The organism is Dysosmobacter segnis (assembly GCF_014297285.1).
Taxonomy (GTDB): Bacteria; Bacillota; Clostridia; order Oscillospirales; family Oscillospiraceae; genus Oscillibacter; species Oscillibacter segnis.
In genome coordinates this window covers 19564-45315 of sequence record NZ_JACOQI010000018.1, presented here as the reverse complement: position 1 = coordinate 45315, position 25752 = coordinate 19564, and the positions used below count along the sequence as shown (strand labels likewise).

General features: G+C 58.9%; 42 protein-coding genes. 40 read left to right on the top strand and 2 right to left on the bottom strand.

Annotation, left to right across the window (positions count from 1 at the left end):
• Window positions 1-22 precede the first annotated feature (22 nt).
• Window positions 23-169, bottom strand: a complete 147-nt coding sequence (scfA, locus tag H8Z83_RS14770) for a six-cysteine ranthipeptide SCIFF (protein WP_033120249.1) — start codon at window positions 167-169, stop codon at window positions 23-25.
• A 214-nt stretch (window positions 170-383) separates the two neighbouring features.
• Between scfA and H8Z83_RS14765 the strand changes: the two genes are divergently transcribed.
• The 35 genes from H8Z83_RS14765 (at window position 384) to H8Z83_RS14595 (ending at window position 21995) form a co-directional block, all read left to right on the top strand.
• A complete protein-coding gene (locus H8Z83_RS14765) occupies window positions 384-635 on the top strand; it encodes a helix-turn-helix domain-containing protein (protein WP_187015753.1) in 252 nt (83 codons plus the stop codon).
• 23 nt (window positions 636-658) lie between these two features.
• Entirely contained in the window at window positions 659-883 is a 225-nt protein-coding gene (locus H8Z83_RS14760) for a hypothetical protein (protein ID WP_187015752.1), read from the top strand.
• Complete coding sequence (locus H8Z83_RS14755; protein WP_187015751.1) at window positions 876-1226, top strand: hypothetical protein; 351 nt, start codon at window positions 876-878, stop codon at window positions 1224-1226. Before H8Z83_RS14760 ends, H8Z83_RS14755 begins: the two co-directional genes overlap by 8 nt.
• The gene (locus H8Z83_RS14750; RefSeq protein ID WP_187015750.1) at window positions 1220-1558 is read left to right on the top strand and encodes a hypothetical protein; all 339 of its coding nucleotides are present in this window, start codon (window positions 1220-1222) and stop codon (window positions 1556-1558) included. Before H8Z83_RS14755 ends, H8Z83_RS14750 begins: the two co-directional genes overlap by 7 nt.
• Window positions 1536-2480, top strand: a complete 945-nt coding sequence (locus H8Z83_RS14745; RefSeq protein WP_187015749.1) for a DNA cytosine methyltransferase — start codon at window positions 1536-1538, stop codon at window positions 2478-2480. Before H8Z83_RS14750 ends, H8Z83_RS14745 begins: the two co-directional genes overlap by 23 nt.
• Before the next feature lie 12 nt (window positions 2481-2492).
• Window positions 2493-3137 (top strand): HD domain-containing protein, encoded by a 645-nt coding sequence (locus H8Z83_RS14740; protein ID WP_187015748.1) that lies wholly within the window; start codon window positions 2493-2495, stop codon window positions 3135-3137.
• Window positions 3134-3313, top strand: coding sequence for a hypothetical protein (locus tag H8Z83_RS14735; protein WP_187015747.1), 180 nt, complete (start codon window positions 3134-3136; stop codon window positions 3311-3313). The genes H8Z83_RS14740 and H8Z83_RS14735 overlap by 4 nt, the downstream gene beginning before the upstream one ends.
• Window positions 3310-4236, top strand: a complete 927-nt coding sequence (locus tag H8Z83_RS14730) for a transglycosylase SLT domain-containing protein (protein ID WP_187015746.1) — start codon at window positions 3310-3312, stop codon at window positions 4234-4236. Before H8Z83_RS14735 ends, H8Z83_RS14730 begins: the two co-directional genes overlap by 4 nt.
• Window positions 4200-4487, top strand: a complete 288-nt coding sequence (locus tag H8Z83_RS14725) for a hypothetical protein (protein ID WP_187015745.1) — start codon at window positions 4200-4202, stop codon at window positions 4485-4487. Before H8Z83_RS14730 ends, H8Z83_RS14725 begins: the two co-directional genes overlap by 37 nt.
• Window positions 4488-4501: 14 nt before the next feature.
• Entirely contained in the window at window positions 4502-5089 is a 588-nt protein-coding gene (locus H8Z83_RS14720) for a hypothetical protein (protein ID WP_187015744.1), read from the top strand.
• Entirely contained in the window at window positions 5086-5478 is a 393-nt protein-coding gene (locus H8Z83_RS14715; RefSeq protein ID WP_187015743.1) for a hypothetical protein, read from the top strand. Before H8Z83_RS14720 ends, H8Z83_RS14715 begins: the two co-directional genes overlap by 4 nt.
• Window positions 5465-5833 (top strand): hypothetical protein, encoded by a 369-nt coding sequence (locus tag H8Z83_RS14710; protein WP_187015742.1) that lies wholly within the window; start codon window positions 5465-5467, stop codon window positions 5831-5833. The genes H8Z83_RS14715 and H8Z83_RS14710 overlap by 14 nt, the downstream gene beginning before the upstream one ends.
• The gene (locus H8Z83_RS14705; protein ID WP_187015741.1) at window positions 5826-6557 is read left to right on the top strand and encodes a DNA-methyltransferase; all 732 of its coding nucleotides are present in this window, start codon (window positions 5826-5828) and stop codon (window positions 6555-6557) included. Before H8Z83_RS14710 ends, H8Z83_RS14705 begins: the two co-directional genes overlap by 8 nt.
• A 34-nt stretch (window positions 6558-6591) precedes the next feature.
• On the top strand, window positions 6592-6834 hold the full coding sequence (locus H8Z83_RS14700; RefSeq protein ID WP_187015740.1) for a hypothetical protein: 243 nt from the start codon (window positions 6592-6594) through the stop codon (window positions 6832-6834).
• A 197-nt stretch (window positions 6835-7031) separates the two neighbouring features.
• A complete protein-coding gene (locus H8Z83_RS14695; protein ID WP_187015739.1) occupies window positions 7032-7781 on the top strand; it encodes a rolling circle replication-associated protein in 750 nt (249 codons plus the stop codon).
• An 11-nt stretch (window positions 7782-7792) separates the two neighbouring features.
• On the top strand, window positions 7793-8095 hold the full coding sequence (locus tag H8Z83_RS14690) for a DUF4406 domain-containing protein (RefSeq protein ID WP_187015738.1): 303 nt from the start codon (window positions 7793-7795) through the stop codon (window positions 8093-8095).
• Window positions 8092-9909, top strand: coding sequence for a DNA cytosine methyltransferase (locus H8Z83_RS14685; protein WP_187015737.1), 1818 nt, complete (start codon window positions 8092-8094; stop codon window positions 9907-9909). Before H8Z83_RS14690 ends, H8Z83_RS14685 begins: the two co-directional genes overlap by 4 nt.
• Window positions 9910-9927: 18 nt before the next feature.
• Window positions 9928-10308 carry a hypothetical protein gene (locus H8Z83_RS14680; protein WP_187015736.1) on the top strand — a complete coding sequence of 127 codons (381 nt, stop codon included), beginning with the start codon at window positions 9928-9930 and terminating at the stop codon, window positions 10306-10308.
• Entirely contained in the window at window positions 10305-11048 is a 744-nt protein-coding gene (locus H8Z83_RS14675; RefSeq protein WP_187015735.1) for a DUF5131 family protein, read from the top strand. The genes H8Z83_RS14680 and H8Z83_RS14675 overlap by 4 nt, the downstream gene beginning before the upstream one ends.
• A gap of 3 nt (window positions 11049-11051) precedes the next feature.
• Window positions 11052-11309 (top strand): hypothetical protein, encoded by a 258-nt coding sequence (locus tag H8Z83_RS14670; RefSeq protein WP_187015734.1) that lies wholly within the window; start codon window positions 11052-11054, stop codon window positions 11307-11309.
• Window position 11310: 1 nt separating this feature from the next.
• A complete protein-coding gene (locus H8Z83_RS14665; protein ID WP_187015733.1) occupies window positions 11311-11700 on the top strand; it encodes an ASCH domain-containing protein in 390 nt (129 codons plus the stop codon).
• 2 nt (window positions 11701-11702) lie between these two features.
• Window positions 11703-12092, top strand: a complete 390-nt coding sequence (locus H8Z83_RS14660) for a hypothetical protein (RefSeq protein ID WP_187015732.1) — start codon at window positions 11703-11705, stop codon at window positions 12090-12092.
• Window positions 12089-12274 (top strand): hypothetical protein, encoded by a 186-nt coding sequence (locus H8Z83_RS14655; protein WP_187015731.1) that lies wholly within the window; start codon window positions 12089-12091, stop codon window positions 12272-12274. The genes H8Z83_RS14660 and H8Z83_RS14655 overlap by 4 nt, the downstream gene beginning before the upstream one ends.
• A 1-nt stretch (window position 12275) precedes the next feature.
• Window positions 12276-12806 (top strand): DUF1064 domain-containing protein, encoded by a 531-nt coding sequence (locus tag H8Z83_RS14650; RefSeq protein ID WP_187015730.1) that lies wholly within the window; start codon window positions 12276-12278, stop codon window positions 12804-12806.
• Window positions 12807-12808: 2 nt separating this feature from the next.
• Window positions 12809-13339 carry a DUF1492 domain-containing protein gene (locus tag H8Z83_RS14645; protein ID WP_187015729.1) on the top strand — a complete coding sequence of 177 codons (531 nt, stop codon included), beginning with the start codon at window positions 12809-12811 and terminating at the stop codon, window positions 13337-13339.
• Between the two features lie 516 nt (window positions 13340-13855).
• Window positions 13856-14458 (top strand): hypothetical protein, encoded by a 603-nt coding sequence (locus tag H8Z83_RS14640; protein WP_187015728.1) that lies wholly within the window; start codon window positions 13856-13858, stop codon window positions 14456-14458.
• Complete coding sequence (locus H8Z83_RS14635; RefSeq protein WP_187015727.1) at window positions 14455-16299, top strand: terminase gpA endonuclease subunit; 1845 nt, start codon at window positions 14455-14457, stop codon at window positions 16297-16299. The genes H8Z83_RS14640 and H8Z83_RS14635 overlap by 4 nt, the downstream gene beginning before the upstream one ends.
• A gap of 14 nt (window positions 16300-16313) precedes the next feature.
• Entirely contained in the window at window positions 16314-16538 is a 225-nt protein-coding gene (locus tag H8Z83_RS14630) for a DUF6148 family protein (protein WP_187015726.1), read from the top strand.
• Window positions 16539-16540: 2 nt separating this feature from the next.
• Window positions 16541-18022, top strand: coding sequence for a phage portal protein (locus H8Z83_RS14625; protein ID WP_187015725.1), 1482 nt, complete (start codon window positions 16541-16543; stop codon window positions 18020-18022).
• Window positions 17982-18617 carry an HK97 family phage prohead protease gene (locus H8Z83_RS14620; protein WP_228300556.1) on the top strand — a complete coding sequence of 212 codons (636 nt, stop codon included), beginning with the start codon at window positions 17982-17984 and terminating at the stop codon, window positions 18615-18617. Before H8Z83_RS14625 ends, H8Z83_RS14620 begins: the two co-directional genes overlap by 41 nt.
• 15 nt (window positions 18618-18632) lie before the next feature.
• On the top strand, window positions 18633-20186 hold the full coding sequence (locus H8Z83_RS14615; RefSeq protein WP_187015724.1) for a phage major capsid protein: 1554 nt from the start codon (window positions 18633-18635) through the stop codon (window positions 20184-20186).
• 16 nt (window positions 20187-20202) lie between these two features.
• Window positions 20203-20550 (top strand): DUF2190 family protein, encoded by a 348-nt coding sequence (locus H8Z83_RS14610; protein ID WP_187015723.1) that lies wholly within the window; start codon window positions 20203-20205, stop codon window positions 20548-20550.
• A gap of 19 nt (window positions 20551-20569) precedes the next feature.
• The gene (locus tag H8Z83_RS14605; protein ID WP_187015722.1) at window positions 20570-21073 is read left to right on the top strand and encodes a hypothetical protein; all 504 of its coding nucleotides are present in this window, start codon (window positions 20570-20572) and stop codon (window positions 21071-21073) included.
• Window positions 21073-21411 carry a hypothetical protein gene (locus H8Z83_RS14600; protein WP_187015721.1) on the top strand — a complete coding sequence of 113 codons (339 nt, stop codon included), beginning with the start codon at window positions 21073-21075 and terminating at the stop codon, window positions 21409-21411. The genes H8Z83_RS14605 and H8Z83_RS14600 overlap by 1 nt, the downstream gene beginning before the upstream one ends.
• Window positions 21408-21995, top strand: coding sequence for a hypothetical protein (locus H8Z83_RS14595; protein ID WP_187015720.1), 588 nt, complete (start codon window positions 21408-21410; stop codon window positions 21993-21995). Before H8Z83_RS14600 ends, H8Z83_RS14595 begins: the two co-directional genes overlap by 4 nt.
• A 31-nt stretch (window positions 21996-22026) precedes the next feature.
• Here the strand turns inward: H8Z83_RS14595 and H8Z83_RS14590 are convergent, their stop codons facing one another.
• Window positions 22027-22545 (bottom strand): SWIM zinc finger family protein, encoded by a 519-nt coding sequence (locus H8Z83_RS14590; protein WP_187015719.1) that lies wholly within the window; start codon window positions 22543-22545, stop codon window positions 22027-22029.
• Between the two features lie 100 nt (window positions 22546-22645).
• On the opposite strand from H8Z83_RS14590, the gene H8Z83_RS14585 reads away from it, so the two are divergent.
• Genes H8Z83_RS14585 through H8Z83_RS14565 form a run of 5 tightly spaced genes read left to right on the top strand, consistent with a single transcriptional unit; the run spans window position 22646 to window position 25748 of the window.
• Entirely contained in the window at window positions 22646-23125 is a 480-nt protein-coding gene (locus tag H8Z83_RS14585) for a hypothetical protein (RefSeq protein ID WP_187015718.1), read from the top strand.
• The gene (locus tag H8Z83_RS14580; protein ID WP_187015717.1) at window positions 23125-23376 is read left to right on the top strand and encodes a hypothetical protein; all 252 of its coding nucleotides are present in this window, start codon (window positions 23125-23127) and stop codon (window positions 23374-23376) included. Before H8Z83_RS14585 ends, H8Z83_RS14580 begins: the two co-directional genes overlap by 1 nt.
• Before the next feature lie 17 nt (window positions 23377-23393).
• Window positions 23394-24854 carry a phage tail sheath family protein gene (locus H8Z83_RS14575; RefSeq protein WP_187015716.1) on the top strand — a complete coding sequence of 487 codons (1461 nt, stop codon included), beginning with the start codon at window positions 23394-23396 and terminating at the stop codon, window positions 24852-24854.
• Between the two features lie 2 nt (window positions 24855-24856).
• Window positions 24857-25372 (top strand): phage major tail tube protein, encoded by a 516-nt coding sequence (locus tag H8Z83_RS14570; RefSeq protein WP_187015715.1) that lies wholly within the window; start codon window positions 24857-24859, stop codon window positions 25370-25372.
• 1 nt (window position 25373) lies between these two features.
• Window positions 25374-25748: a phage tail assembly protein gene (locus tag H8Z83_RS14565; protein ID WP_187015714.1), complete on the top strand. Its 375-nt coding sequence runs from the start codon at window positions 25374-25376 to the stop codon at window positions 25746-25748.
• Window positions 25749-25752: the final 4 nt, after the last annotated feature.

Genomic DNA, 25752 nt, shown 5'->3' with positions numbered 1-25752 from the left:
GCTTTTTGAAAATTGCGATTGATTACTTGTTGGTGTTCTCGCACTTCTGGTTTGCCACGCCGCAGCTGGTCTTGCAGGCAGACTGGCAGGAAGTCTGGCACTCACCGCAGCCGCCGTTCTTGGCGCTGTCGCACAGGCTACGAGTCTCGAGAGTCTTGATTCTTTCCATAATATGTATCTCCGATCTGTTAAATTCTAATGGATTTCCCGGCGGACTACCCGCAGACAGTCACCTAAAAACCGGAAAAATTTTAGCATATCATCCGCATAAAGTCAAGATATTCCAGCAATTTGCCACGAATCGAAAATGCTATCAATAAGAGTAACAAAGGGAAATCCCTTGTTACTCTTATTTTTTTGTCGCAATCGGAGGTGAAAAAGCCATGAGCGAAAAATACATTAGCCCCGCCGAACGGGAGTATATCGCCAAGGCGTGGCGCAATTACGCGAGTGTGGCGGAGATCGCCACGCACCTGGGGAAATCCAGAAAAACGATCTACGCAGAATTACGGAGAGGCCAGGACGGTGAAAAGCTGGACCGGAACCAGCGCCCTGTCTATGACCCGGAACTGGCGCAGCGCCGTTTCCAGGCTAACCTCCGACGCAGAGGCAAGCCACAGCAGGCGGGCACCTGATACGGACGCGAGAGGAGAACGCCATGGACGACAGAAGCACAGCCATTTCCGCGGCGGAGGTGGCGGACGACAGGGCGGAGATCGCGGCGGCGGTCAAAGTGGCCAAGGCTTTCCGGGACAAGCTGGAGGGCGTCGGGATCTCCTACCACAAATTGCTGGCGCTGGAGGAAGCGCGGCGCGATATGAACGACCTGGCCCACCATATACTGCTGGGCTGGGAGAATGGGGAGGGCTTTCCAAATGGGTGAACAGACCGTGACCGCGGCGGAGGTTCTGCACGATAGCAAGTCGGAATTGCAGGAACTGGGCGTAAGCGCAGAGCAGGCAACGGAAGCCTGCCGGAAAATAGGCGAAGCCTGGGCGCAAATCGCTATGACCATTGAGGCCATGGCACCCGCTTTCTGCAGATGGATCCGCAAGGTGGCGGCGGAGGTGGAGGCACAGCACGAAATGGAAACGGCGCTGCGCTGGGCGTCGGTTGACAACCGCCCGCTTTATAACCGCTACCGCCACACAAAAAAGAAGCGGATCCGCAAGAAGTACGCCAAACGGATCCTGGAGTGGTACAGAACGGAGGTGGCCCCGTGTTGAGGCTGAAAGCCAACAAAACCAGCCTTTACAATCTGGTGGCGACATACAAGCCCCTGCCGGGTATGCGCCGCGTGGATTTCCAGAAAGCGAATGGCCGCCCGGACTACTGGCTGGAATGGACGACGGACGACGGCCACACGAAAGCGTTTCTTTCCTCCTCCCTGGGGTGCCCGATCCTGACGATCACGACGCACGACGCGGCGGGCGGGCAGCTGTACCATGAGGCGCACCGCCTTTCCGTTGAGGGCCTGCGGGAGCGCGGCATGGTGGAGGAAGCCACCACCGCCATGGAGAGGAGGCGGGCAACACATGAACGTGTTGAGCCTTTTTGACGGTATTAGCACCGGGCGGCTTGCGCTGGAAATGGCTGGGGTAAAAGTGGACAGGTACATGGCAAGCGAAATCGAACGCGCCCCCATGGAAATCTCTGCAGCGAACTGGCCGGATATAGTCCAACTGGGTGACGTGAAGCACATAAAGGCGGCAGACCTCCCCAAAATCGACCTGGTGATAGGCGGAAGCCCGTGCCAGGGATTTTCCAGGGCTGGGCGGCACCTGAACTTTGACGACCCACGCAGCGCCCTATTTTTTGAGTTTTCACGGATTGTTGCAGAACTGCGCGGGAGAAATCCGGGACTGCTGTTCATGCTTGAAAACGTCAAGATGAAAAAGGAATGGGAGGCCGTCATAACGGAAACCATGCGGGTCCAGCCGCTACACATCAACAGCAGCCTGGTGTCCGCCCAAAACAGGCCGCGGACCTACTGGACTAATATTCCGGGGGTCACGCCACCGGAGGACCGACGCATAAAACTGGGTGACATTCTGGAGCCAAATATTGACACCGGCGGATATATCGCTGAAAACGGCCTGCTTTTCGATCCGTCCATATCGCAGAAAGCCAGGCAGTTGGTGACCTCTGAAAACGGAGAGGTGCGAATAAAGCAAGCCACCCGCCAGGGTTATATCGTGGCGGAGGACGGCGACGGGATAAACCTGGCTTTCCCCACCTCCAAAACACGGCGCGGCAGGGTCATAAAAGGAAAATCCAACACGCTGGACTGTGCTTGCGAGGCCCAAGTGTTGAAAAATGGAATTGTTCGCCGCTTCACCGTCACGGAGTTGGAACGCCTGCAGACCCTGCCGGACGGCTACACCAAAAAGGGCGGCGCTACAAAGGGCGAACGGATCAAGGCTATCGGGAACGGCTGGACGGCTGCCGTTATCGCTGAAATATTCAAAAAACTAAAGTAGGAGGAACGGCAAATGTCTGATTTTTTAGAGAGAAACGGGTTGCAAACCGTGGCCCAACATTTCAAGGATCTGTTTCTGGCCAGCGTCCACCGCGACGGTGCGGAGGAACTGCTGGAGCGCCTGGAGAATGAAACGGATTTTTTCGAGGCCCCGGCGGGAGCCAAGCACCACGGCGCTTTCCCCGGTGGCCTGGTTATTCACAGCCTGAACGTTTACCGTCGTCTGCGGGAAATCACGATCCGCGACCTGACGCCCAGGGACGCGCTGGGGCCTGCCCCCATCTCCGAGCGGGAGGAGGAAACCGTGGCGATCCTGGGGCTGCTGCATGACGTGTGCAAGGCAGGCGTGTACCACATTGAAAGAAAACGCCGCAGGAACCAGGAAACGGGTGTGTGGGAGGACTACCTGGGTTATACGTTCCGGGATCCCCTCCCCCTGGGGCACGGAGAAAAGAGCCTGTACCAGATCGCCCGGTTTATCCGGCTGGAGGATCACGAAGCCCTGGCAATCCGCTGGCACATGGGAGCCTATGACACGGCGGCCCGCACAGACCTGCGGGACCTGTCCGCGGCCATGGACGCAACGCCATGGGTGTGGCGGCTGCATGAGGCTGATATGTGCGCCGCCCATATTGACGAAAGGGGCACGGACGAATGACAAAGCTGTTATGTAAGCCCTGCGCCGTCGATTTGGCGGCCAGGGGTAAGACTGTAAAACCCGTCGCGCAGAGGTGTGAGAAAATCACCTGTTCGGAGTGCGGACGCCGCCGGTTCGGTATCACCTATGAGGTGACCGGGCGGGCCACCAGAAAAAAGGAGGTAACGAAGAAATGAGCCAGAAAGGCGAAAAATACGCCCGCCGCATGGAGCGGCGCGTGGACAAGCTGGAGCAGGACGTGGCGGCCATCACCACCGAGCAGACCACCCAGGGGGTGCGGATCTCTGCCGTGGAGGACGATCTGGCCGTTTACCGGGCGGCGGTGTCCGCCCGTGAGTTGAAACAGGCCACGGCGGAGATCAAGGCGGCCAAGGAGCGCAGAACCGCCCGCGCGGCGGAGCGGGAGCGCAAAGCCCGCCGACGCAATAAGGTTCTGGCCTTTATCGCCCTGGCGCTGTTCGTTGCCGTCTGCGTGGTCATGGTGGCCAAGGCGTACAGCGAGGAACCGGCGGCGGAACCTGCCGCGCCGGAAGCGTCGGCGGCCCCGGCGGCAATCCTGCCCGCGGAACTGCTGTTCGCCGCGGCAGAGGAAGAATACATGGAGGACCCGCAGGAAACGGAAAAGATCGAGGAGGCGCTGCTGGCGCAGGGTTATTTCTCCCTGGCGGTTCCTATGCCCTACGAATGGCAGGACTACATGAGGACGTACTGCGAGGAATACGGCTGCCCCTATCCTCTGGCCCTGGCGGTGGCACAGACGGAAAGCAATTTCGACATGGACGCCGTGGGCGCCTCTGGTGAGGTGGGGATCATGCAGCTAAACCCCGGCCCCGGCAGTTCCTATCACGCAGAAATCCAGGCGGCCACGGGGCTGGATCCCACCACCGCCTCCGGGAATATCGCGGGCGGCTGCTACAAGCTGGGCCTGTATCTGGCCAAGTATGGCAGCGTCGAAAAGGCCGCCATGGCCTACAACATGGGCGAGGGCGGCGCGAGAAGCGCATGGGACAGCGGGATCACCTCCACCGACTACTCCAAGGCAGTCAAGGAGGCCATGGAAACATGGGAATGTACGGTGAACGCCTGGGGCGGGGTGTAACCCGCGAGGCCGCCCGCAAGTATGAAACGTCTGTGACGGAGCGGGCACGGCGGGAACGCTGGCGGGCCAGCGGCTGCGCCAGAGTGGTAAGCCGGAAATATGGCACCGTCGTGGTGCCACATGGTTCCAACTTTGCCGCCCTGCTGAACGCGGCGGAGGTATGGGGCTGTGACTGGACAGAAATACGGGACGCAGAGGTGTGGAGGGCCGACAAGGAGGAAAGGCCGGTGCCTATGCCGCACCTTATATAAAAGGAGGGTTTCAAATGCTGATTAACGAGGGCGGGCTGATCCGCGCCATCAAAAGAGCCTACAAAGCGGGCGGGTACACCGTCCTGAACACCGGCAACGACGTGGCCATTTACACGGATCACTGGTTTGCCATGGCCAACCGCGCCCTGCTGCCGCGCAAGGTGCTGGCCACCATCGTGGAACACATGGGCATGATCCCAGAGCGAGATATGCCCACGTCGATCATTAAGGACACGGAGCCGCAGCTGGTTTTGAGAGAAACGGCGGCGGACGATATGGACCACTGGCGCGGCGGTGACCGCGGCGAGGAGGTCACGATGGTGCCGGTGATTATGCAGGGGTTCCAGATTTACCAGCCGCCTGGCGGCGGTGCCTGCTGGGGCGTTCCCCTGTACCTGGTGGACATGATCGAGCGGGATCCGGCGGAGCATATCGGCGCGGACGTGATCGACAAGGATCGCCTGCTGTGGGAGGCCGACGGCGAGGCTGTGGTGATTAACGCAGTACGGAAAGCCTGTTCCGGCTGGGCAAAGGAATGGGAGCGGGCCGTGTGGAACGCCCTGGAGGGTGTGGACCTCCACAAAGAGGAGGCCGGGCGGTGAATAACTTTGAAAGGATCACGGCCTCCCCGGAGGCCCTGGGGGATTTCCTGGGCGCCCTCCCTATCCTGTCCGGCCCGTGGGACGACGATTTCCACCGGGTATTTTGTGACAGCTGCGACGCGGAGAACTGCGACGCTGAAAACTGCGCCCACCAAGCTGAACGGAATAGCCCTACCTGGTGGCTGAAACGGGCATACACCGGCAGCGGACCGGTTAAGACCGACAGCACGAACCCATATAAGCGGCAGGCCGCAGACCTCCGCCTGGAGGCCTTGCACCAGCGGGACCGTTTTGGCCGGAACCTCCTGGCCACGGAACTGGAGGAAGCAGCGGCCACCATTGAGGACCTGGCGGAGAAATTGGAGGCGGCAGACAATGGCGAGAGTTGAAAGGCCGGAGATCGGCACGGAAATGTACGCCGTTTTTGAACACCTCTATTCCGCGCAAAACCGCGCTGGGCCTCTCCTGGAATACTGCGTGTGTAAGGGCACGGTGCGCGGTTTTTCCACCGGCGGTTATACGGAGGTGTGCCTGGCTTTCACCGGGCCGGACGGGTTCCCACAGCCGGGATATTATAGGCTGGACGACATTGGAAAGAAGCTGTTTTACACGGCGGCGGAGGCTGCCACCCTGGCCAAAAGCATGACCGAGAAATACGAACGGACATGGGGCTGGATCGGCGCACCGGAGATCCCTATGGCAAGGCCATGGGCGAAACTGCTGGAGGTGCCCACAAATGGCTGAAAGGATCCTGCTGGGTGATTGTATAGAAACCATGTTGCAAATTAAACCGGGCAGCGTGGATATGCTTTTCACGGATCTACCGTATGGGACAACAAACTGCAAATGGGACACACCAATTTGCCTTTCTGAGTTCTGGAAAGCTGCCAACATGGTGGTAAAACCTGGCGGGGCAAAAGTGCTGTTTGGACAATCACCCTTTGACAAAGTTCTTGCAGTAAGCAACTTGAAAGAATTTCGGTATGAATGGATATGGGAAAAAACAGAGGCTACCGGCCACCTGAACGCCAAGAAAATGCCTCTAAAAGCCCATGAAAACATACTGATTTTTTATGATCGTCTGCCAACCTATAACCCACAAATGACCCATGGCCACAAAAGAAAGGTGAGTACAGCACAGCACCGGCGAAACAGCAGGCACGGAGAAGTTTATGGGGAATACGGAAACGTGACCTATGATAGCACAGACAGATACCCAAGAGACGTTTTGCGCGGCCCAACAGATAAGCGCCGGATAAATTTGCACCCAACACAAAAACCTGTATGGCTGTGTGAACAAATGATTTTAACCTATACAAATGAGGGGCAAACAGTTTTGGACTGCTGCATGGGCAGCGGATCTATTGGGGTGGCCTGTAAGCAAACCGGCAGAAATTATATTGGGATTGACAACGATCCGCATTGGGTGAATGTGGCTACACAACGGATTGGGCAGATTAGCCAATGAAGCCCGGCCATAAAAGCAGCAGAGGGAGGTACACATGGAAGATATGACCGTGACCGTAGCCATGACGACGGACGACTTTCTGGAGTTTGTGGCCTGGCGTAAAGAACGGGACTATTACAAAAGCAGGCTGGACAAGGAACTGAACAAACGGGAAATACTGGCAAAGAAAACGTGCTGGGCCATCGACGCAGATCCGAAGAAGCCCGGCAAGGTCAAAATCATTGACCAGGAACACGCGGCGGAATTGCTGGAAATGGCCAAGGATTACCTGGCATAAAAAGAAAAGCCACCTGCGCCCGGTGCTGTCAACACGGCGCAGGTGGCAATATAGACGACGGAAAACCGTCCGATATACCTATATTATATCAGGTTCCCGGACGGAATACAAGCCGGAAAAAGCGACGGGGCCACGGCCCCGTATAGCGCCGGTAAGAGTGATTAGTAAAGCGACCAGCAGCAGAAAAGGAGGCACCCATGGCCTACGTTCATAGGGTGGTGAAAGCTGGTCCGTGTGTCGAACACAAGAAAATGCAATCTTTCCGGGTTCACACCAAAGGAGTGAAGCGCGGCCCAAATACCGGCCACACCACCGAGAAGCAGGAGCGGATCAACGAGCGGGTGGCAGAGGAACACCTGCGCTGGGATATAAACGCCAATTTCGGCCATAGGGATCTCCACGCCGTTCTACACTACTACGTCAAGGACAGTTCTTTCGAGGAGATCCTGGAGAACAAGGCCGCTTTTCTGCGGAACCTGCGGAAACTCTGCAAAAAGCGCGGGATCACGTTCAAGGCCGTGGTGGTCATAGAAACCAAGCGCATGACCAACCCGCATATTCACGTTATCATTTCCCGCATGGATCCGGAGATCATCACGGAGGCGTGGGAGAATGTCCCAAGAGGTGGCGGAGGTATCAGCTTCAAGCCTATGGACAGGCGCGGCAACCACTACAAGCTGGCCGCCTACCTGATGAAAGAAAGCCGTTCCACCATGGAGAGGTACAGAGAGATCGGCAAGCGCGGGAAGCGGTACAGCAAAACGCAGAACATGGACAAGCCGGAAATCACATACACCGCCGTGCCTGCGTCCAGCTGGAGAAAGGACCCGAAAGCGAGAAAGGGCGCCGTGCTGTATAAGTTCGACGACGGATCCACCTGCCGGAGCGGGTGGCATGAGATCAGCGGTTACCCATACCAGGAGTATTTCGAGATTTTCAACGAATAGGAGGGTTTTCTGTGAAAATCTACATATCAGGCAAGATCACCGGGGACAGGCGTTATAAAGCCAAGTTCCGAGAGGTGGAAAAGAAGCTGGCGGCGGCGGGCCATATCGTACTGAACCCCGCCACGGCGCCGGAGGGGCTGCGCCCCGTGGATTATATGCGCCTGTGTTTCGCCATGATGGAGGCGGCGGACGTGGTTCTGTTCATGCAGGACTACCAGGACAGCCGCGGCGCCATGCTGGAATGGGCGTGGTGCCAGTACGTTGGGAAACAGGCCTGTTTCGACCTGGCGACGTTTGGAGGGCCGGAAACATGAGTGGGGCGCAGATCAATTTCCTGGACGAAATCATAGTGGACAATTTCGCCGGCGGCGGTGGCGCGTCAACCGGGATCGAATTAGCCACGGGCCGCGTGGTAGACATAGCGGTGAACCACGATCCTGACGCCATTTTAATGCACAAGACGAACCACCCGCACACGCGCCATTTTCAAGCCAGCGTGTGGGACGTGGACCCGGTGGAAGTCTGCCAAGGGCGCCCCGTGGGCCTGGCCTGGTTTTCCCCGGATTGCAAGCATTTCAGCAAGGCCAAGGGTGGGAAACCTGTTGACAAAAATATACGCGGGCTTGCATGGATCGTCCTGCGCTGGGCCGGAACGGTCCGCCCGCGCGTGATTATTCTGGAGAACGTGGAGGAGTTCCAAACGTGGGGGCCTGTGCGAAAAGGAAAGCCTGTCAAAAAACTGGTGGGCCAAACTTTCCACAAATGGCTGGAGCAGCTTAAAAACCTGGGATATGCCGTCGAGTGGCGCGAACTTGTGGCCGCGGATTATGGAGCGCCCACAACGCGAAAGCGGTTTTTCCTGATTGCCAGGCATGACGGGCGGCCTATTGTATGGCCGAAACCAACACACGCGCCGGCAGACAGCCCGGAGGTAAAGAGCGGAAAGAAAAAACCATGGCGCAGCGCGGCGGAAATCATAGACTGGAGCCTGCCGTGCCCGTCCATTTTTGACAGCCGCGCAGAGATCAAGGAAAAATATGGGCTTTCGGCGCAGCGCCCCCTCCGTCCCAATACTATGCGGCGTGTGGCCAGAGGCGTGGACAAGTTCGTGATAAAATCGGCGGATCCGTTTCTGGTGATTGTCAACCATGCTGGGGATTTCCGCGGGCAAGAAATGCGCGGGCCGCTTCAAACTGTGACAGCAAAACACGGGTACGGCGTGGCCTCCCCTGTCATGGCGCCGCTGACGGTAACGAATACCACCAACAGCGTGGGGGCAGCCGCGGGCGCCCCAGTGCATACCGTGACAACCGCAGGAAACCAAATGCTGATTACGCCAACCCTGGCCGCAATCGGGCAGACCGGCGGCGGGGACCGCGGGCGCAGCGTAATGGAGCCGACGCACACCCAGGTGTCAAAAGCGGAGGAGTGCGTGGCGTGTCCAGCCATGATCCAGTACCACACGGAGCAATCGGAGCGAGTGCGAGGCCAAAGCGTCAAAGAACCGGTTATGACCATTGACGCCTCCAACCGCTACGGCCTGGCGGCGGCTACGCTGACAAAGTATTACAGCGGCGACCACAACCAGAGCGCGGGCGCACCGCTTCACACGGTCACGACGCGGGATCGTGAAGCTATCACCATGGCCAGCATGGTCAAGCTGAAAGGTACAAACCTGGGCGGGCCTGCAACGGAGCCGGTGCAAACAATAACCGCTGGCGGAGGCCATCATGGGGTGATTACCACCGAAGTGGTAAAAGCGACACCGGGCGCCGATCTCCGAAACTGGCCAAAAATCCGTGCCGCCCTGAATGAGTATTGCGGCTACACGCTGGCGGACAACGAGGTGATCCTGTTTTTGATCGGCGGCGCCTGGTATTTCATGGCTGATATAGGGCTGCGTATGCTGACGCCGCGGGAATTGTACAGGGCGAACGGCTTTCCTGATGATTATAAAATCGACAAAGATTACACCGGCAAGGAGTACGGGAAAACCAAGCAAGTGGCAAGGTGCGGGAACGCAGTACCGCCACCGTTTGCCACGGCCCTGGTTCGGGCAAACCTGCCGGAATGGTGCGGAACAACAATCACGACCATGGCACAGCTGGAGCGGCTGGTGGCCGTGTAATGGAAAGGGCGGTAAAGCATGAGTATTATTTGCATAGCCAAAGGAACGGCCACCATAGGCCTGACGACGCGGGGCGCAGATGGGCAGATCATAAGCCAGACACCGGCGCGGTGGGAGCATGACCCGAACGGCGGGTGTGTTGCCCTCTGGACTATGAACCCGGAAACCGAGGAACAGGAAGCCCCGGCGCGTATCTATGGCGACTGGCAGGCGTCGGAATACCTGGGCGACATTCTGGCGGAACTGAAACCGCGCCGAAAGGTGAACCTGCCGGACTTCCCGGCAATCGTCCGCGCGGCCATGGCCGACGGCGTGGACATTTGCGTGTACTGCCAGAGTTTCGACTGTAACGAGTGCATAGTGAACGAGTGGAAAAGCGAAAGGAGCGACGAAGAATGAACAAGACGAAAATTGACTGGGCCACAATGTCCTGGAACCCCGTAACCGGCTGCCGCCATGGCTGCCCGTACTGCTACGCCAGGCGAACGGCCACACGCTTCAACGCAGGGCTGGAGGATCCGGCCCCGCTGGCCGGCGGCCTCCATGTGCTGCCGGAGAAGATCAAGGCGACGCCATACCCGTATGGTTTCGAGCCTACCCTGCACCGCTACCGCCTGGGCCAGCCGCAGAACACAAAGGAACCGCAGACCGTGTTTGTTTGCAGCATGGCGGATCTGTTTGGGCGCTGGGTGCCCACCTCCTGGATCGTGGAGGTGCTGGACGCCTGCCGCAAGGCACCCCAGCACCGCTATTTGTTCCTGACGAAGAACCCGACCCGGTATCTGGAGTTGGACCACCTGGCCCTCCTGCCCCACGAAAGCAATTTCTGGTATGGCAGCACCGTGGCGAACATGGACGCGGTGGGAATGTACGTCATGCAGGGTGTGAGCATCAACAGCTTTTGGAGCATGGAGCCGCTGCTGGGGCCGGTGGACATGGCCGCGGCGGAGGGTTTACCGGAGTGGGTGATCCTGGGCGCCGAAACCGGCAACCGACCGGACAAGGTGACGCCCGCCCGCGAGTGGGTGGACAACATCGTGGCATTTTGCGAGGAGAACGAGATCCCTGTGTTCTTCAAGGACAATCTGCGGAAGTATTTCCCGGATCTCCCTGCCTCTGCTTTCCCCTGGGAGGTGTGAGCCGTGGAAAACACCGAGAAAGTGGAGATCGGTTACACCCTGCCGAAAGAGCGGTGGCAGGAAGCCGCCAAGAACCTGGAGGACCTGGGCAACGCGCTGGCCGCCAGCCTCCGGGCGCACAACAAGGACGGGCGGGGCGCAGAGGACGCGGACGAACTTATGGCGGATATTATGCTGGCCTGTATGGCGCTCCATCATGTGGCGGAGTTCGCAACGGACAAATGCCGGATCATTCCGCTGTCCGGCAAGAACGGAGGTTAATATGCTGGCTGTGCTTATGAGCATGAAACCGGAGTGGTGGGAGAAGATCCTGGACGGCGAAAAAACGTTGGAAATCCGAAAGACACACCCGCAAAATGAAAGGCTTGAATGGCCCGTGACCGTTCTGGTGTACGTCAGCGGCACCGGAGCGGTGCAAGGTCAATTCCTTTGCCCTGGGGAAGTATCATACCGAACCATGCAAGACCTGGAAGAAATGTCATGCGTTCCGCGGGAGGATCTGCTGAAATACGCAAAAGGCAGGCGGCTTTCCGGCTGGATCGTCCAGTCACCGGAGAAGTTCGACGCGCCCAGCCCTCTGGCAGAGTTCGGCCTGGACCGTCCGCCCATGTCGTGGCAGTATGTGGAGATCCCGGACGCGGAGGAGGTATAAGCGTGAAAGAATATTTCAAAAACGCACTGATTATATGCGCTGAAACGACGCTATTGGTAGTCTGTTGGGGACTGGCAGAGTTCGCGCTGGCGGTGCTACGAATAGAAATCGGCCTGACAAACCGGGCTGTGGGCGGGTTCATACTGGCGGCGGCCCTAATCGGTGCGGCGTTTAGAACGGCCAGAGAGCGCCGGAGAAAGGAACGGGCCGCAAAATATGTCCCGGTAGTCCTGGAAAGCGCTATAAACGTCCAACGCAGTCTATTGCGGGATATTACTGCATCGGAGGATCAAAGCCAGATCAATACATGGCGAAAAAGCGTCGTCAAAATGACCCTGGCAGCCCTAAATGAAAAGCGGGAACGCCTGATCAAGAACGGAGCGGAGAAGTGAAAGCAGAAAAGCCACCGGCAAGCCCACAATGTACGGACTGCCAACTCTGGAAATATGGCGCTGTGTCCTGCGCCCGCTTTAATCTGCGCTATGCGCTGAATGAAATGTTAAAAGAACTCCCGTTCTTTCGCAGAACGGCGGAGGAAAAAATTGTTTGCCCGCATAAGGAGGCCAAGAAATAACATGGCCATAAACGTTTCCGACCTGCCGCCGAAATACCAGGCGCAGGCCATGAAAAAGTACATGGAGCAGCAACAGCGGCGGGGGCCAGCACCTCCCGCCGCGCCGCCGCAGGATCCAGCAAAGGGCACGAAATACCACAACACCCCCACCGAGCGGGTGACAGCCTCCGGGGCCGTCCTGCATTTCGACAGCCAGAAAGAAGCCCGCAGGTTCGACGTTCTGGCTGCCCGCCAGGCAAGGGGGCAGATCCGCGATCTGCGCCTCCAGGTGGATTTCACCCTGCAGGAAGCGTTTACCGACACGGAGGGAAAGCGGGTGCGGGCGATCCGCTACAAGGCGGATTTTACATACTACCAGCCGCCAAACAGGCAGCTATACGGAAGTCATGCGCCATACTACGCAGAACAAAGCGGGGTGCCCTGGGAGTTCGTCGTGGAGGACGTAAAGAGCAAGGCCACCAGAACGGCCAAGTATGCCATGAAAAAGAAAATGCTAAAGGACCGTTTTGGGTACGACATTACCGAGGTGTGAGAATGAGCAAAAAGACAACGGACGAAACCCTGGGCCGTGAGGCTGTCAAGGAATACCTGCAGCAGTACCACACGGCTGTGGGGAAAAAGCGGATCCTGGAGGAGCGCCACCGCGTCCTTTCCAGCGAACTGCGGGCGCCCAGTACGGGGTCCGCGTTCAGGTTGACGCCGCCGACCAAGCCGACAAAGACGGACGGATCCGTGTCCGTTGTCTTTCGGATCTCCGAAGTGGAGGACAGGATCGAGGAGCAGCGGGAGGAAATGGCCAAGGCCGTCCTGAACGTTATGGACTTGATCGACGTATTACCCGCCAACTCCACCGAGCGCACCGTGGTGGAAATGCGGCACATAGATTGTCGGGGCTGGGATAAGATCGCGGAGGCCCTTTACATGAGCCGGTCCAACGTGTTCAACTACTACAACGCCGCCCTGGATAAGATCCTGGAGAACAAGCGCAACCGGAAACTGCTGGAGGAATACATGGCCAGGAAGCAGCAGCGGGCAGGGCCGCACGGGCGGAATAATCGACCCTGAAAAGTTTGGACGCTTTTGGACTATTGACCGTGCTATACTGATAGCATGGAAAGCAGCGCAGGGGTGAAGCCCTGAAACGAATACCGAGAACCACCAGCCGAAAGGCCGGTGGTTCTTTGCTTTCCACACCATGGCCGGGGCGTGAGTACCGCGGGGGCTTTCCTCCTTTCACCCCGTCCGCCGTGCCTGCTATGTGCGGCGGCCCGGCCTAACCCTCCCGCCCTGGGTGCCTTTGCCGAGGGGCACCCAGGGCACCCGTTAAGGACCCCGCACCCCCCTGTGTAGGTACTCCCCAGCAGGAAAAGCCGTGCGGGGCAAGGAAAGCCCGACGTTTTACCCTGTGAAAACAGAAAAAAATCCGGCTGTTACGTTACGGTTTTTTGAAATGCCGGGAAAGTTATACCCCCCTACGGGGGTATAAGCCGAAAAAGGAGCGGAGAAAAAAACGAAATCGACCAAAACCGGAAAAGCGAAACCGGCGGGGCACCCTGCCGGAGCAAAAAGGAGGTGGCGCCGGTGGCGGAAAAGAAGCAGACCGGCGGCACCGGAAAGCGGGCAAAGAGTGAAAAGCCGGTGGTGCTGTCCGGCACGGTGCCGGAGTGGTCCAGCACCACGGCGATCTCCCAGCTGCTGGGGAAAACGGTCCGCCGTGTGCAGCAGCTGACCCAGGAGGGCGTCCTGGAAACAGAGATCCCGCCCGGCGGCGGTGCCCGCAAATATAGAACCTGCGCCACGGTCCAGCGTTATGTGGCATACGTCGAGGCGAAAGCCCAGGAAACCGGCGAAAACAGCCGGGCGGCGGAGTTGACGCTGAAAAAGCTGGAGGCGGAGGTTGAACTGAAAGAAAGTCAAGGCCAGCTGCACCGCCTGAAAACGGCGATTGCAGAGGGGCGTTACCTGGCGGCAGATCACGCCACCGAGGAACTAACCGAGTTCATGGCCAGCTTTAAGAAATTCGCCATGAATATACCCCCGCGCATGGCGGGAACCATGTCCGGCTATGCGGACGCGGTAGCGATCCGCGCCATGGAAAAGGCCATGCGGAAAGAGTTGGAAAGCCTGCTGGCCGCGTTCTCTGATGGTGCGATCATGGAGGATCGGGAGGACGCGGCGCCATGAGGAAGTACAAGCAGGAACCCTATACCGTGCCGCCGTGGATCTATAACGCCATTCAAGTGCTGCGCCCTGTGGAACGCCTGACGGTTTCGGAGTGGGCGGCTAAATACCGCGTATTGCCGGACGGAAACGCGATCCCAGGCCCATGGAGCAACAGCGTGACCCCGTACCTGGTGGAGATCATGGACGCCTTTTCCGACGACATGGTGGAGGAAATCGTGTTCGTGAAGCCCACCCAGGTGGGCGGCACGTCTGCCATGGAGAATATGCTGGGAAGCCTGATCGCGCAGGACCCGGCCCCGGCTATGGTGGTTTACCCGTCGGACGACCTGGCGGAGCGTACCACGGAAAGCAAGCTGGAGCCAATGGTGAAAAGCTGCAAGGTTCTGGCTGATAAGTGGCGGAAGAACGACAGCAAGAAACTGGCGCTAAAGTTTTCCGACATGACCGTGTACCTGACGGGCGCGAACAGCCCGGCGGATCTGGCCAGTACGAATATACGTTACCTGTTTCTGGACGAAGTGGACAAGTTTCCGGGCGCGTCTAAGAAAGAGGCCGACCCCGTTTCCCTGGCGCGAGAGCGCACAAAAACCTTTTTCAACCGCAAAATCTTTATGGCCTCCACCCCCACCCTGAAAACGGGCCATATCTGGAAAGCCAAAGAGGCGGCGGAGGCTGAAAAGCATTACTTTGTCCCGTGCCCGCATTGTGGGCAGTACATAGAACTGAAATTCGGGTGCCTGAAATGGCCCAGCAAGGACGACGTACCGGAGAACACCGACCGGGCGGAAATGGCCGTGTATGTGTGCCAAGCCTGCGGGGCTGTGATTACGGATCAGGACAAGGGGAAAATGCTACGGGCTGGCCGCTGGCAGGCTGTGAAACAACGGACGAAGAACCCCAAAAGCGTGGCCTTTTGGCTGAACACCCTGTATTCCCCGTTCACCCGTTTTTCCGATATTGCGCGGGAGTTCATGCGGAGCAAAGACGACCCGGAACTGCTGCACAACTTCACCAACAGCTGGCTGGCGGAGCCGTGGGAGGACACGAAGCTGAAAACCAACGCGGAGTTGGTCATGGAGCGGCAGACGGAAACGCCGGAGTGGACGCTGCCGCCCTGGACGAAGCTAATTACCGGCGGGATCGACGTACAGGAAAATTGTCTGTACTGGACAATCCGCGCATGGGGCGACTACATGACCAGCCAGAACGTGGCCCACGGGCAGGCGCTTTCCATGGCAGAGGTGGAAAAGGCCATGAACGTGGAGTTTTCCCTGCCGAACGGCGACACGGCCATGGTCAACCTGGCCCTGATGGACAGCGGCGACCAGACCGACGAAGTTTACGAGTTCTGCGCCATCAATTCGGACTGGGTGCTGCCATGCAAGGGCACCAGCACCATGCTGTCCCATTACCGCCTTTCCGTGGTCAATAAGGCCGGCAGCAAGGCCAACGGCATGACCCTGGTACTGGTGGACGGCGGCAAGTATAAAGACCAGATCGCGGCCCGTATGCGGAAGCCGAACGGGACAGGTTCCTGGCAGGTTTACAAGGACTGCGACATGGAATACGCCGAACAGGTAACGGCGGAACACAAGGTAACCGAGCGATCCGGCGGGAAAGAGGTCCAGAAATGGGTGCTGAAATCCTCCCACGCTGACAACCATTACCTGGACTGCGAGGTGTACGCAGCCGCGGCGGCGGACGTTATGGGCGTCCGGTCCCTGTACCTGAAAAGCGTGGAGGGACAGGCGGCGGCACCGGAGCCGCGGAAACCGGCCAAGCAGGAACCGCGACAAAGCCAGGAAGAAAACTGGATCAACCAAAATGACACATGGATCTGACAGGAGGCCACCAAATGAGTACAAACACAAAAGCGGCTGAAATGCTGGAGCAGGTAAACAGCGCCATTTCCGCCGTTCTGGCCGGCGGCCAGTCATACAAGATCGGCAGCCGATCCCTGACGCGGGCGGACCTGGCCCAGCTGAAAGCCATTCGTGACGACCTGGAGGCGCAGATCGACAGCGGGACGGACAACTGCCTGCTGGATCGCACCTTTGTGGCGTTCTTTGACGGGAGGTAACCATGGGAGCCTTTGACAAAATTGTGGCCGCTGTTTCCCCGCGCCGCGCCTGTGAGCGCGAGGCATGGCGGCAGCAGCTGGAGATCCTGCGCGGATATGACGCCGCAGGGTATGGACGCCTAAATGCCGGGTGGCGGGTACACAACGAAAGCGCGGAGGTTACGGACCGTTTCAGCCGCGACGTGGTACGCGCCCGCGCCCGTGACCTGGAGCGCAACAGTGATATTGCCCAGTCTATCCTCCACGCATACAAGCGCAACGTGGTGGGCAAGGGCTACACCCTCCAGGCTAAAACCGGCAACGACGAACTGGACGAAAAGCTGGAAAAGGCATGGCGCCAATGGTGCAAGGCCAGAAACTGCGACGTGACCGGCGAACAGAGTTTCAACCAAATGCTGCGTATGGCGGTAGACCGCAAAAAGGTGGACGGCGGCCTGCTGTTCCTTTACCGCTACACCAAGCAGGGGCTGGTCCCGTTCCAGCTGCAGGCCATTGAGGTGGACGAACTGGACGTGACCGCCAGCAAGCCGAAGCACCAGGGAAACCGTGTTGTGGGCGGGATCGAATACAACCAATGGCGCAGGCCGGTGGGCTACTGGATCAATCAATACGACATTGAGGGCTGGAGCCTAAACGACCCCGTTTACGTCGAGGCCAAGGACGTATATTTTTACAAATCCAAGAAGCGGCCCAGCCAGCTGCGCGAAATGTCCGACATGGCCCCCACGATCACCAGAGTGCGCGACACGAACGAGTTTATAACCGCCGTTTCCGTCAAGGAGCGGATCGCGGCCTGCCTGGCTGTGTTCATCAAGCGGGCAATCCCGGCGGGCGGTTTTGGCCGCGGCGGCACCAGAACGCCGGACGGCGGAATGGACTATGAGGGCAAGAAACTGGCCCCCGGCATGATCCAGAGCCTGGGCGCCGGTGACGAAATCCAGGTGGTGGATCCGAAAGGTTCCGGCAGCGACGCAGCCGGGTTCCTGAAAACCCAGCAGGGGCTAATTGCCGCAGGCCAGGGCTTGAGTTATGAGGCCGTCAGCCGCGACATGAGCGGGGCCACCTATTCCTCCGCACGGCAAAATGCTATTGAGGACGAAAACACATACACCGAGGACGTGGAACTGCTAACAGATTTCATGTCGGAGGTGTACGAAACCTTTGTTATCTCCTGTTATCTCTCCGGGCTGGTTGATATGCCCGGCTTTTGGGATAAAAAGGCGGAATACCTTTCCCACACCTGGACGAAAGCCCCCAAGAAGTGGATCGACCCGGCAAAGGAAAGCACCGCCGGAAAAACCGCCCTGCAATCCGGGCAAAAGACGTTTCAGGACGTTTGCGCGGAACAGGGCAAGGACTGGAAAGAGGCCGTCAATGAAATGGCCGAGGTCCTGGAATATGGCCGATCCGTCGGCGTCGAGTTAGGAAGTGTAATTTTTGGAAATGGAACGACAGCAGCACAGCAGAACACCGCAGGCAAATGACCCCAAGAGGGACAGAAACAGCGGGCAGCGAAGCATGGGCCACATTGAGGCCAACAGCCGCGCAGAGGGCCAGGAGGACAGCCGCAGGCGCACGATCAGCTTTTCCAGCGAGGAGCCATACCGCCGTTGGTTTGGTATGGAAATCCTGGATCACGCGGAGAACGCGCTGGATCTCTCCCGCCTGAACGACGTGGGCGTTTTGCTTTTCAACCACGACACCGACAAGGTGGTGGGAAAAGTGATCCGCGCATGGGTGGAGAACCACCGCGGCATGGCCGAAGTGGAGTTCGACACGGACGACGACGCCGAAAAGATTTTCGGCAAAGTCAAATCCGGCACCCTGAAAACCACGTCCGTGCGTTACAGCGTGGACAGCTGGGAGGAAGTGGTGGCCGGTAAGACCTCCGCGGACGGACGTTTTACAGGCCCCTGCCAGATCGCCCGCAAATGGACGCCGCTGGAGGTGTCCATTGTTTCCGTGCCGGCGGACGCCACCGTGGGCGTGGGCAGAGCCGACGACCCGGAGCAGGCGACGGCCAAGGACCTTTCTGTTTATGAAAAGCAGATCCAGATCAACAAAAATCTTTATCATTGAGGAGGCAAAACAACCATGACCATTCAGGAAATGATCGCCCGTCAGCAGGCTATTGTGAGCGGCGCCCGCGCCGCTGGCCGTGACCTGACGGCAGAGGAAAGAGCAGAGTTTGACGGCCTGCAACGCCAGATCGACGCGGCGGGCAACAATCCCCCCGCCCAGGGCAGCGAGGGCCAGGGCGGTGAGGATCCCACCGGCGGCGCCCGCGGTATGGGCAACGATAACGGCCAGCAGGGCACAGACCCCACCGAGGCAGCCCGCCAGGCCGTCGCAACGGAGCGCCAGCGCGTGAGCGACATTACCGCGCTGTGCCGTCAGGCGGGCATGGATCCCGCGGAGTATATCAGCAACGGCGCCACCATGGACACCGTAAGACAGGCGGCGGTGGACTATCTGCTGAAACACGGCGCCCCTGTTTCCAGCCGCATGAACGGCGATGAGGGCGATAACTTCCGCCAGGCAGCTGTGGACGCCATGCTGCTGCGGGCCGGCGTAGACGTCCAGAACCCCGCCCGCGGTGCGGAGGAAATGCGCGGCTACTCCCTGCGCGATATGGTTATTGAGTGCATGGCCCGCGACGGCATGGGCACCACCACCTCCCTGCTGCGTATGAGTAAGGACGACCTGTGGAACGAGGCTTGCCGCCAGTTCTTCAACCCCACCGCGGCGTTTCCCGCGATCCTGGACAATGCGATCAAAAAGAATATCGTCCAGAAGTATCAGGAGATCCCCACCACGTTCCAGCTGTGGACCGCCAAGGGCAGCGTGCCCGACTTTAAGCCCACAAAGGATCACAGCTATCTGGCCGGCGGCGCCGGTGAGTTCCTGCGCGTGGGCGAAAACGGCGAATTGAAAGCCGACGCACCCAAGTCGGAACTGCTTCCCCAGCGCCAGATCGACACCTTTGGCCGCCAGTTCAGTATGACCCGCCAGGCGTTTATCAACGACGACGTGGGTTTCATTACCGAGGTTCCCGGCCTGTACGCCACAAGCGCAAAGCGCACGATCAATAAGCAGGTTTACAAGATCCTGATCGACAACCCCGCCATTTTCGACGGTGTTTCCCTGTTCGACAATGCCCACAACAACCTGATCGCCAGCGGCGCCGCCCCGTCCATTGACACCCTGCAGGCCGCCATGCTGAAACTGCTGCACCAGACGGATCCTTTCGGTGACAGCATCATGGTGGAACCCAAGTATGTGATCGTCCCCGTGGGCTATGGCTTCAAGATGTCGCAGATCCTGGAAACCGCCATGATCGACGTGACCGGGATCGGCAGCCACACCGCGAACGCCCTGTATCAGTACCGCAATAAGCTGCAGGTTATCGAGGAGGGCGCCCTGAACGTCCTGGCTGGCAGCGGCAACGCGATCCCCTGGTTTGTCGCCGGTGATCAGCGTTACGCCAAGAGCCTGCAGGTTGATTACCTGAACGGCCAGGAAACCCCCACCATTCGCCGCAGCGAGGTTCCGGGCCGCCTGGGCTTTGTGTGGGACATTTGGCTGGACTGGGGCATTACTGCGGTTGACTTCCGCGGTATCGCCAAGAACCCCGGCACGACTATTTAACAGGAGGTAAGAGAACATGACCGCAAAATACTGGCAGAAAGGCGAGGTGCTGGACTACAAGGCCAGCGCCGCAGTCAAAAACGGCGAAGTGGTGAGCCTGGGAACCAGGATCGGCGTGGCCGGTGAAGATATTGCCGCCGGCGAAACCGGCCACCTCCATGTGGTGGGTGTCTTTGAGATGGAAAAGGCCGCCGGTGCCATGACCATGGGCGCGGCGGTGTACTACGACGAAGCCGCCAAGAAGATCACCACCGTGGCCTCCACTGGCGAGAGTTCCGGCAAGGTGAACAACATTCCGGCGGGTTACGCTGCCGCCCCTGCGGCCAGCGCAGACGAAAACGTGCTGGTGAAACTGCTGGGCTAAGAGCCAGGAGGAAAGGAACATGAAGCGACTGACAGCACAGCGCCCGATCCTGTACGGCGGGCGTATGTATCAGGCGGGCGACACCCTCCCCGCCTATGACAAGCGCATGGTGCAGGCGTGGCTTTCCGCTGAAAGCGCCAAAATGACCGACGACGCGGTGGAGGAGGCCACAATGCCCCCGCAGGACGCTGACGGCGGCCAGGACGGCACCGAGAACGCCGACACCACCCAGGACACCCAGGAGGTAACAGACGCCGCAGAGGGCACCCAGGAGAGCCAGGAGAACCACGACGGCAACCATAGCGGTGAAAGCACCGACATGGTGGAGGGCCACCTGGATCCTGCACAGCTGGAAGAAATGAACAAGGACGACCTGAAAAAGCTGGCCAAGGACATGGGCGTGGATCTCCCACGCGGCGCTGCAAAGGCGCTGATCGTGGAACGCCTGGCGGCGGCTATCGTCCAGACCCCTGCGGCGGCCATTGTGCCGCCTGCTGCGGATAACGGCGGGGGTGCCCAGTAATGGGCGCCCCTACGTTCAAGGAACAGATCGCGGCGGACATTTCCACCACATTCCTGAACTGCCTGGAGTTCGCGGACACCCACACGGTCAACGGTAAGGAAATGGCCGCGGTGGTGGACGACAACGAACTGCTGGAGCGGGACAAGGCCAAGATCATGGCCGCACAGACGGAGGGCACATACAAGGCCCGGCGCCTGGTTTATGTGGCAAAGGCTGATTTTGGCCCACGCCCCGCCCAGGGCGTCGTGTTGACGCTGGACGGCAAGGCGTACAAGGTGAAAACCTGCACCGAGGAGGCCGGAGTGCTGGCCATTGAACTGGAGGCGGTGAGATCGTGAGCGATCAAAGCATTTTGCGGATCGACACCGACGAAGAACTGGCCAGGGTCATGCGGCAGCTGAAAACGCTGCCCCAGCAGCTGGGGGCGCCCAACGTGCTGAAAAATGCCCTGAACAGCACCGCCAGAAAGGTACGCCGGCAAATCATAAAGGACAGCAAAGGCCGGTATGCGCTGAAAGAGAAAAAGGCGCTGCAATCAGAAAGCAAAATCCTTTCCGCCAGCGCCTCCACCCTGGAGGCCGCCGTGCTGGCCAAAGGCCCCATGCGGGACATTATGGACTTTATGACGCAGCCGAACACGGACACAGCCGCGGCGGCGGCAAAGGTCCTGAACAGCGGGGCCATGAAACCGCTGGAGGCGGGCGGCCTGAAAGCGTTTATTACCACGTTCCGATCCGGGCACACCGCCATTGTGCAGCGGCGCGGCGCGGAACGCCTCCCCGTCAAAAAGCTGCTTTCGCCTGCCGTTCCCCACATGATGGGAAACGAGGAAGTGAGAGCGGAGGCGGAGGCCCTGGCATACGAAACCCTGCAGCGTGAAATCGGAAAGCGGATCGAGCAGCTGACAGGTGCAAGGGCATGAAAAAGCGGCCCCATATAGGAGCCGCTGGAGATCAGCAGGAATAAAAATCGTCGCTTGTATATCCCATTTGCAGGGCAAGGAAATATATGTGCTTGCACGGTTTACTCCGTTTGTCGAAATCGGGGCAAGTACATTCATCAAGGCTTGTCATATAGGTGTCGGAACCAGATCCCTTTATTTCCGCAAAACCATTTTGGGCGTTATAGGACAGTATGGCCATAGGCTGATGAACAGCTTTTTCAAAGCGTTCAAGTTGCGCCTGCCCGGTGTGTACTTTGGGATCCCAATGCCCAAACGTGCAATTTCCGGCGCATGGCGTACCGGTGAAGCGAAGAAATTTCTTTGCCGGCTGGATCTTTTTGGGCAACCAAAAGACAAGCGCCAAACCGAGCGCCGCGAAAGCTACACCGGCGGGGGAAATCAACGTCAGCACAGCCCCCATTAAGATCAAAGCCACGCCAACAATTCTATACACCAACCGCAGGGCGCTGGGATCTGATAGCTGATAAACGGCCCCGTTTTCAGTTATGACAGTTTTAGGCTTTCCCATTTCTATTTCCTCCAATGCTGATTATTACCACATTATGCTGATTATTACCACACCGCAATTATAAGTGACAAACGGAAACAAGTCAAGGAGGCGCAACCGCGTGACACAAGAGTTTTTGCAGGACGCCATTGTGGAGGACCTGAAACAGCTTTTTTCCCACTATACCCTGACCAATTCCCTGGGCGTCGAGCGGGCGGTGAAAATCGTCCCGCAGGGCCTCCCCATTCGTGAGGGTGACGACGAAGAAACCGACGCGGAAGCGCCGCCGGAGCCTTATGTGGCCGTGAAACTTTCGGACGGAGAGGTGACGGCGCAGGACGCACGGCAGACCGTAAACGTGGTCATGGTCATTTGCGTGTGCGACCCGGACCCGAACCGCCAGGGCTACCGCGACGCCCTCCACATTGTCAACGAGATCGTGAGGCATTACGAACGTGACGGGATCGTGGCAAACCGCTATGAAGCACAGCACCCGATCCGGTGGGCGACCCAGGAGGAGGACACACACCCGTATTATTTCGCCGCCGTGGGGCTGCCGTTCTACGCGCCGGCGATTTTCAAGGAGGTGCCAGAAACATAATGGCGAAACCCAAAAAGGCCGAACAGGCCACCACTGTGGTTTACTGCGGCCCGTCCATTCCGGGCGTGGCGAAGCAGTACACCGCATACACCAACGGGATCCCCACCGCGCTGGCGGAGGCTATCGTGAAGCAGCCGGCCATGGAGGGCCTGGTGGTGCCCCTGGAGCAGTTACCGGAGGCCATGAAGAACCTGCGGAGCGGCACGGGGCATATTTCCCGCCTGTATCGTCTGGTACAGGTCAAACACTAAACAGGAGGTAGAACAACATGGCATACAAACACGGTGTATATAACACCGAGCAGGCCACCAGCCTGACCGTACCCATTCAGGGCAGCGCTGGCCTGCAGGTCATTTTCGGCACGGCGCCCATTCACCTGGCGAAAGACCCCGCGGCGGCGGTCAACACCCCCAAGCTGGTTTACAGCTACAAGGAGGCTGTGGAGGCTGTCGGCTATTCGGACGATTTCGAGAACTTCACCCTTTGCCAGAGCATTAGCGCCTGTTTCCAGGTTTTCAACGTTGCGCCCATTATCCTGGTGAACGTGCTGGATCCCAATAAGGCGGCCCACGTCACGCAGAACCAGGCGGAAAGCTGCGACGTTGTGGACGGCGTGGTGCTGTATGACAAGAAATATGTGCTGCTGAACACCCTGGCCGTGAAGAACGGCAGCGCCACCCTGGTGGCCGGCAGCGACTACGAGGCGGCACATGAGGACGACGGCAGCGTGGCCATTACGCTGCTTTCCACGGCGGCCAAGGAGGCCAGCAGCCTGACCGTGAGCAGCACCAGCCTGAAACCCTCCGGCGTGACCGCTGCCGACATTGTGGGCGGCGTGGACGCTGCCACGGGAAAGGAAACCGGACTGGAACTGATCCGCCAGATTTACCCCACCCTGGGCATGGTGCCCGGCCTGATCCTGGCACCCGGCTGGAGCCACACCCCCACCGTAGCGGCAGCCCTCCAGGCCAAGACCGAGAACATCAACGGCAATTTTAATTGCAGTTGCCTTTTGGACATTTCCGCGGACAGCGACGGCGCGGTGGTTTACACCAGCGTAAAGGGCGCCAAGGAAGCCCTGGGCGCCAGTTCCGCCCATGCGGCGGCCCTGTGGCCCATGGTGGCCGTGGGCGAGAAGAAATATTATTTCTCCGCCATGTTTGCCGCCCTGACGGCCTACACGGACGCCAACAACGCAGATGTGCCCTATGAAAGCCCGTCCAATAAGGACCTGCGGATCACCGCCACGGTTCTGAAAGACGGCACCACGGTGGCGCTGGATCAGCAGCAGGCCAACGACGTGCTGAACGCCAACGGCGTCATTACCGCGATCAACGCCAACGGGTTCAAGTCCTGGGGCAACAACACCGCGGCCTATCCCTCCACCACGGATCCGAAAGATCGCTGGTGGGCCGTGCGCCGTTTCTTTGACTGGGACGGAAATAATTTCATTCAGACTTATTTCCAGAAAGTTGACAAGCCGGGCAATAAGCGCCTGATCCAGTCTATCGTGGACAGCCAGAACATTATCGGCAACGGCTACGTTGCCCGCGACTACTGCGCCGGTTATCGCGTGGAGTTCCGCAGCGACGAAAACCCCGTTACCAACCTGCTGGCCGGCCACCTGACCGTACACACCTACCTGGCCCCGTACATTCCCGCGGAATATATCGAAAATATCCGTGAGTATGACGTGGACGCCCTGGAAAGCGCAATCGGAGGTGAATAAAGATGAACACGATCCCCACTAAGATCAACCGTTACAACGTCTACAACAAGGGAAACCGCCTGCTGGGTGTCGGTGAGGAAATGACGCTGCCGGACTTTGAGCCGTCCAGCGAAACCGTGACCGGCGCCGGGATCCTGGGTGAGATCGACGACCCCACCGTGGGCTATTTCGGCAATCAGGAACTGGAAATCCCGTTCCGCCTGCTGGACAAGGAAACCGCCGATATGATGGACATGACCAAGGCCGTGCAGCTGGAGATCCGCGGCGCCCAGCAGACCACCAATACCGAGGGCGATATTGAGTTCAGACCCATGCGCGTGGTGGTTCGTGGCCGCGGCGGAAAGCTGACCACCGGCAAGGTCAAGGCAGGCAGTTCCATGGACACTAAGATCACGCTGACCACTCTTTACATTCTCATTGAGGTGGACGGCAAGACCGTGGTGGAACTGGACAAGTTGAACGAGGTTTACAAGGTCAACGGCGTGGACGTTCTGGCCAAGATCAAGGAGATGTGCTGACATGAGCGACGAAAAGAGAATGGACACCGCCCTGCTGGCGGAGAATGACGAAAACACCGCGGCGGAGGAAAACGCCCTGGTTATGAAGCTGGACAAGCCTTTCACCTTTGAGGGGCAGACGTACACAGAGGTGGACCTGTCCGGCCTGGAGGACACCACGGCGGCAGACCTGCAGGCCGTGGGCCGTTTCGTGACGAAGAAGAACCCGGCGGCGAACCCCGCAACCGTGGAAATGACGCTGGAATACGCCCAGTTCATGGCGGCCCGCGTCGCCCACCTGCCGCTGGAGTTTTTCGAGCGCCTCCCCGCAAAGGAGGCAATCAAGCTGAAAGGCATTGTCGTGGGTTTTCTTTACGGCGGGGCTGGGGACAACTAACGCC

Bases quoted from the DNA above. Each gene is read 5' to 3' on its own strand.
- scfA (WP_033120249.1), bottom strand. From the start codon at position 169: ATGGAAAGAATCAAGACTCTCGAGACTCGTAGCCTGTGCGACAGCGCC.
- H8Z83_RS14765 (WP_187015753.1), top strand. From the start codon at position 384: ATGAGCGAAAAATACATTAGCCCCGCCGAACGGGAGTATATCGCCAAG.
- H8Z83_RS14760 (WP_187015752.1), top strand. From the start codon at position 659: ATGGACGACAGAAGCACAGCCATTTCCGCGGCGGAGGTGGCGGACGAC.
- H8Z83_RS14755 (WP_187015751.1), top strand. From the start codon at position 876: ATGGGTGAACAGACCGTGACCGCGGCGGAGGTTCTGCACGATAGCAAG.
- H8Z83_RS14745 (WP_187015749.1), top strand. From the start codon at position 1,536: ATGAACGTGTTGAGCCTTTTTGACGGTATTAGCACCGGGCGGCTTGCG.
- H8Z83_RS14740 (WP_187015748.1), top strand. From the start codon at position 2,493: ATGTCTGATTTTTTAGAGAGAAACGGGTTGCAAACCGTGGCCCAACAT.
- H8Z83_RS14735 (WP_187015747.1), top strand. From the start codon at position 3,134: ATGACAAAGCTGTTATGTAAGCCCTGCGCCGTCGATTTGGCGGCCAGG.
- H8Z83_RS14730 (WP_187015746.1), top strand. From the start codon at position 3,310: ATGAGCCAGAAAGGCGAAAAATACGCCCGCCGCATGGAGCGGCGCGTG.
- H8Z83_RS14725 (WP_187015745.1), top strand. From the start codon at position 4,200: ATGGGAATGTACGGTGAACGCCTGGGGCGGGGTGTAACCCGCGAGGCC.
- H8Z83_RS14720 (WP_187015744.1), top strand. From the start codon at position 4,502: ATGCTGATTAACGAGGGCGGGCTGATCCGCGCCATCAAAAGAGCCTAC.
- H8Z83_RS14710 (WP_187015742.1), top strand. From the start codon at position 5,465: ATGGCGAGAGTTGAAAGGCCGGAGATCGGCACGGAAATGTACGCCGTT.
- H8Z83_RS14705 (WP_187015741.1), top strand. From the start codon at position 5,826: ATGGCTGAAAGGATCCTGCTGGGTGATTGTATAGAAACCATGTTGCAA.
- H8Z83_RS14700 (WP_187015740.1), top strand. From the start codon at position 6,592: ATGGAAGATATGACCGTGACCGTAGCCATGACGACGGACGACTTTCTG.
- H8Z83_RS14695 (WP_187015739.1), top strand. From the start codon at position 7,032: ATGGCCTACGTTCATAGGGTGGTGAAAGCTGGTCCGTGTGTCGAACAC.
- H8Z83_RS14685 (WP_187015737.1), top strand. From the start codon at position 8,092: ATGAGTGGGGCGCAGATCAATTTCCTGGACGAAATCATAGTGGACAAT.
- H8Z83_RS14680 (WP_187015736.1), top strand. From the start codon at position 9,928: ATGAGTATTATTTGCATAGCCAAAGGAACGGCCACCATAGGCCTGACG.
- H8Z83_RS14675 (WP_187015735.1), top strand. From the start codon at position 10,305: ATGAACAAGACGAAAATTGACTGGGCCACAATGTCCTGGAACCCCGTA.
- H8Z83_RS14665 (WP_187015733.1), top strand. From the start codon at position 11,311: ATGCTGGCTGTGCTTATGAGCATGAAACCGGAGTGGTGGGAGAAGATC.
- H8Z83_RS14650 (WP_187015730.1), top strand. From the start codon at position 12,276: ATGGCCATAAACGTTTCCGACCTGCCGCCGAAATACCAGGCGCAGGCC.
- H8Z83_RS14645 (WP_187015729.1), top strand. From the start codon at position 12,809: ATGAGCAAAAAGACAACGGACGAAACCCTGGGCCGTGAGGCTGTCAAG.
- H8Z83_RS14635 (WP_187015727.1), top strand. From the start codon at position 14,455: ATGAGGAAGTACAAGCAGGAACCCTATACCGTGCCGCCGTGGATCTAT.
- H8Z83_RS14630 (WP_187015726.1), top strand. From the start codon at position 16,314: ATGAGTACAAACACAAAAGCGGCTGAAATGCTGGAGCAGGTAAACAGC.
- H8Z83_RS14625 (WP_187015725.1), top strand. From the start codon at position 16,541: ATGGGAGCCTTTGACAAAATTGTGGCCGCTGTTTCCCCGCGCCGCGCC.
- H8Z83_RS14620 (WP_228300556.1), top strand. From the start codon at position 17,982: ATGGAACGACAGCAGCACAGCAGAACACCGCAGGCAAATGACCCCAAG.
- H8Z83_RS14615 (WP_187015724.1), top strand. From the start codon at position 18,633: ATGACCATTCAGGAAATGATCGCCCGTCAGCAGGCTATTGTGAGCGGC.
- H8Z83_RS14610 (WP_187015723.1), top strand. From the start codon at position 20,203: ATGACCGCAAAATACTGGCAGAAAGGCGAGGTGCTGGACTACAAGGCC.
- H8Z83_RS14605 (WP_187015722.1), top strand. From the start codon at position 20,570: ATGAAGCGACTGACAGCACAGCGCCCGATCCTGTACGGCGGGCGTATG.
- H8Z83_RS14600 (WP_187015721.1), top strand. From the start codon at position 21,073: ATGGGCGCCCCTACGTTCAAGGAACAGATCGCGGCGGACATTTCCACC.
- H8Z83_RS14590 (WP_187015719.1), bottom strand. From the start codon at position 22,545: ATGGGAAAGCCTAAAACTGTCATAACTGAAAACGGGGCCGTTTATCAG.
- H8Z83_RS14580 (WP_187015717.1), top strand. From the start codon at position 23,125: ATGGCGAAACCCAAAAAGGCCGAACAGGCCACCACTGTGGTTTACTGC.
- H8Z83_RS14575 (WP_187015716.1), top strand. From the start codon at position 23,394: ATGGCATACAAACACGGTGTATATAACACCGAGCAGGCCACCAGCCTG.
- H8Z83_RS14570 (WP_187015715.1), top strand. From the start codon at position 24,857: ATGAACACGATCCCCACTAAGATCAACCGTTACAACGTCTACAACAAG.
- H8Z83_RS14565 (WP_187015714.1), top strand. From the start codon at position 25,374: ATGAGCGACGAAAAGAGAATGGACACCGCCCTGCTGGCGGAGAATGAC.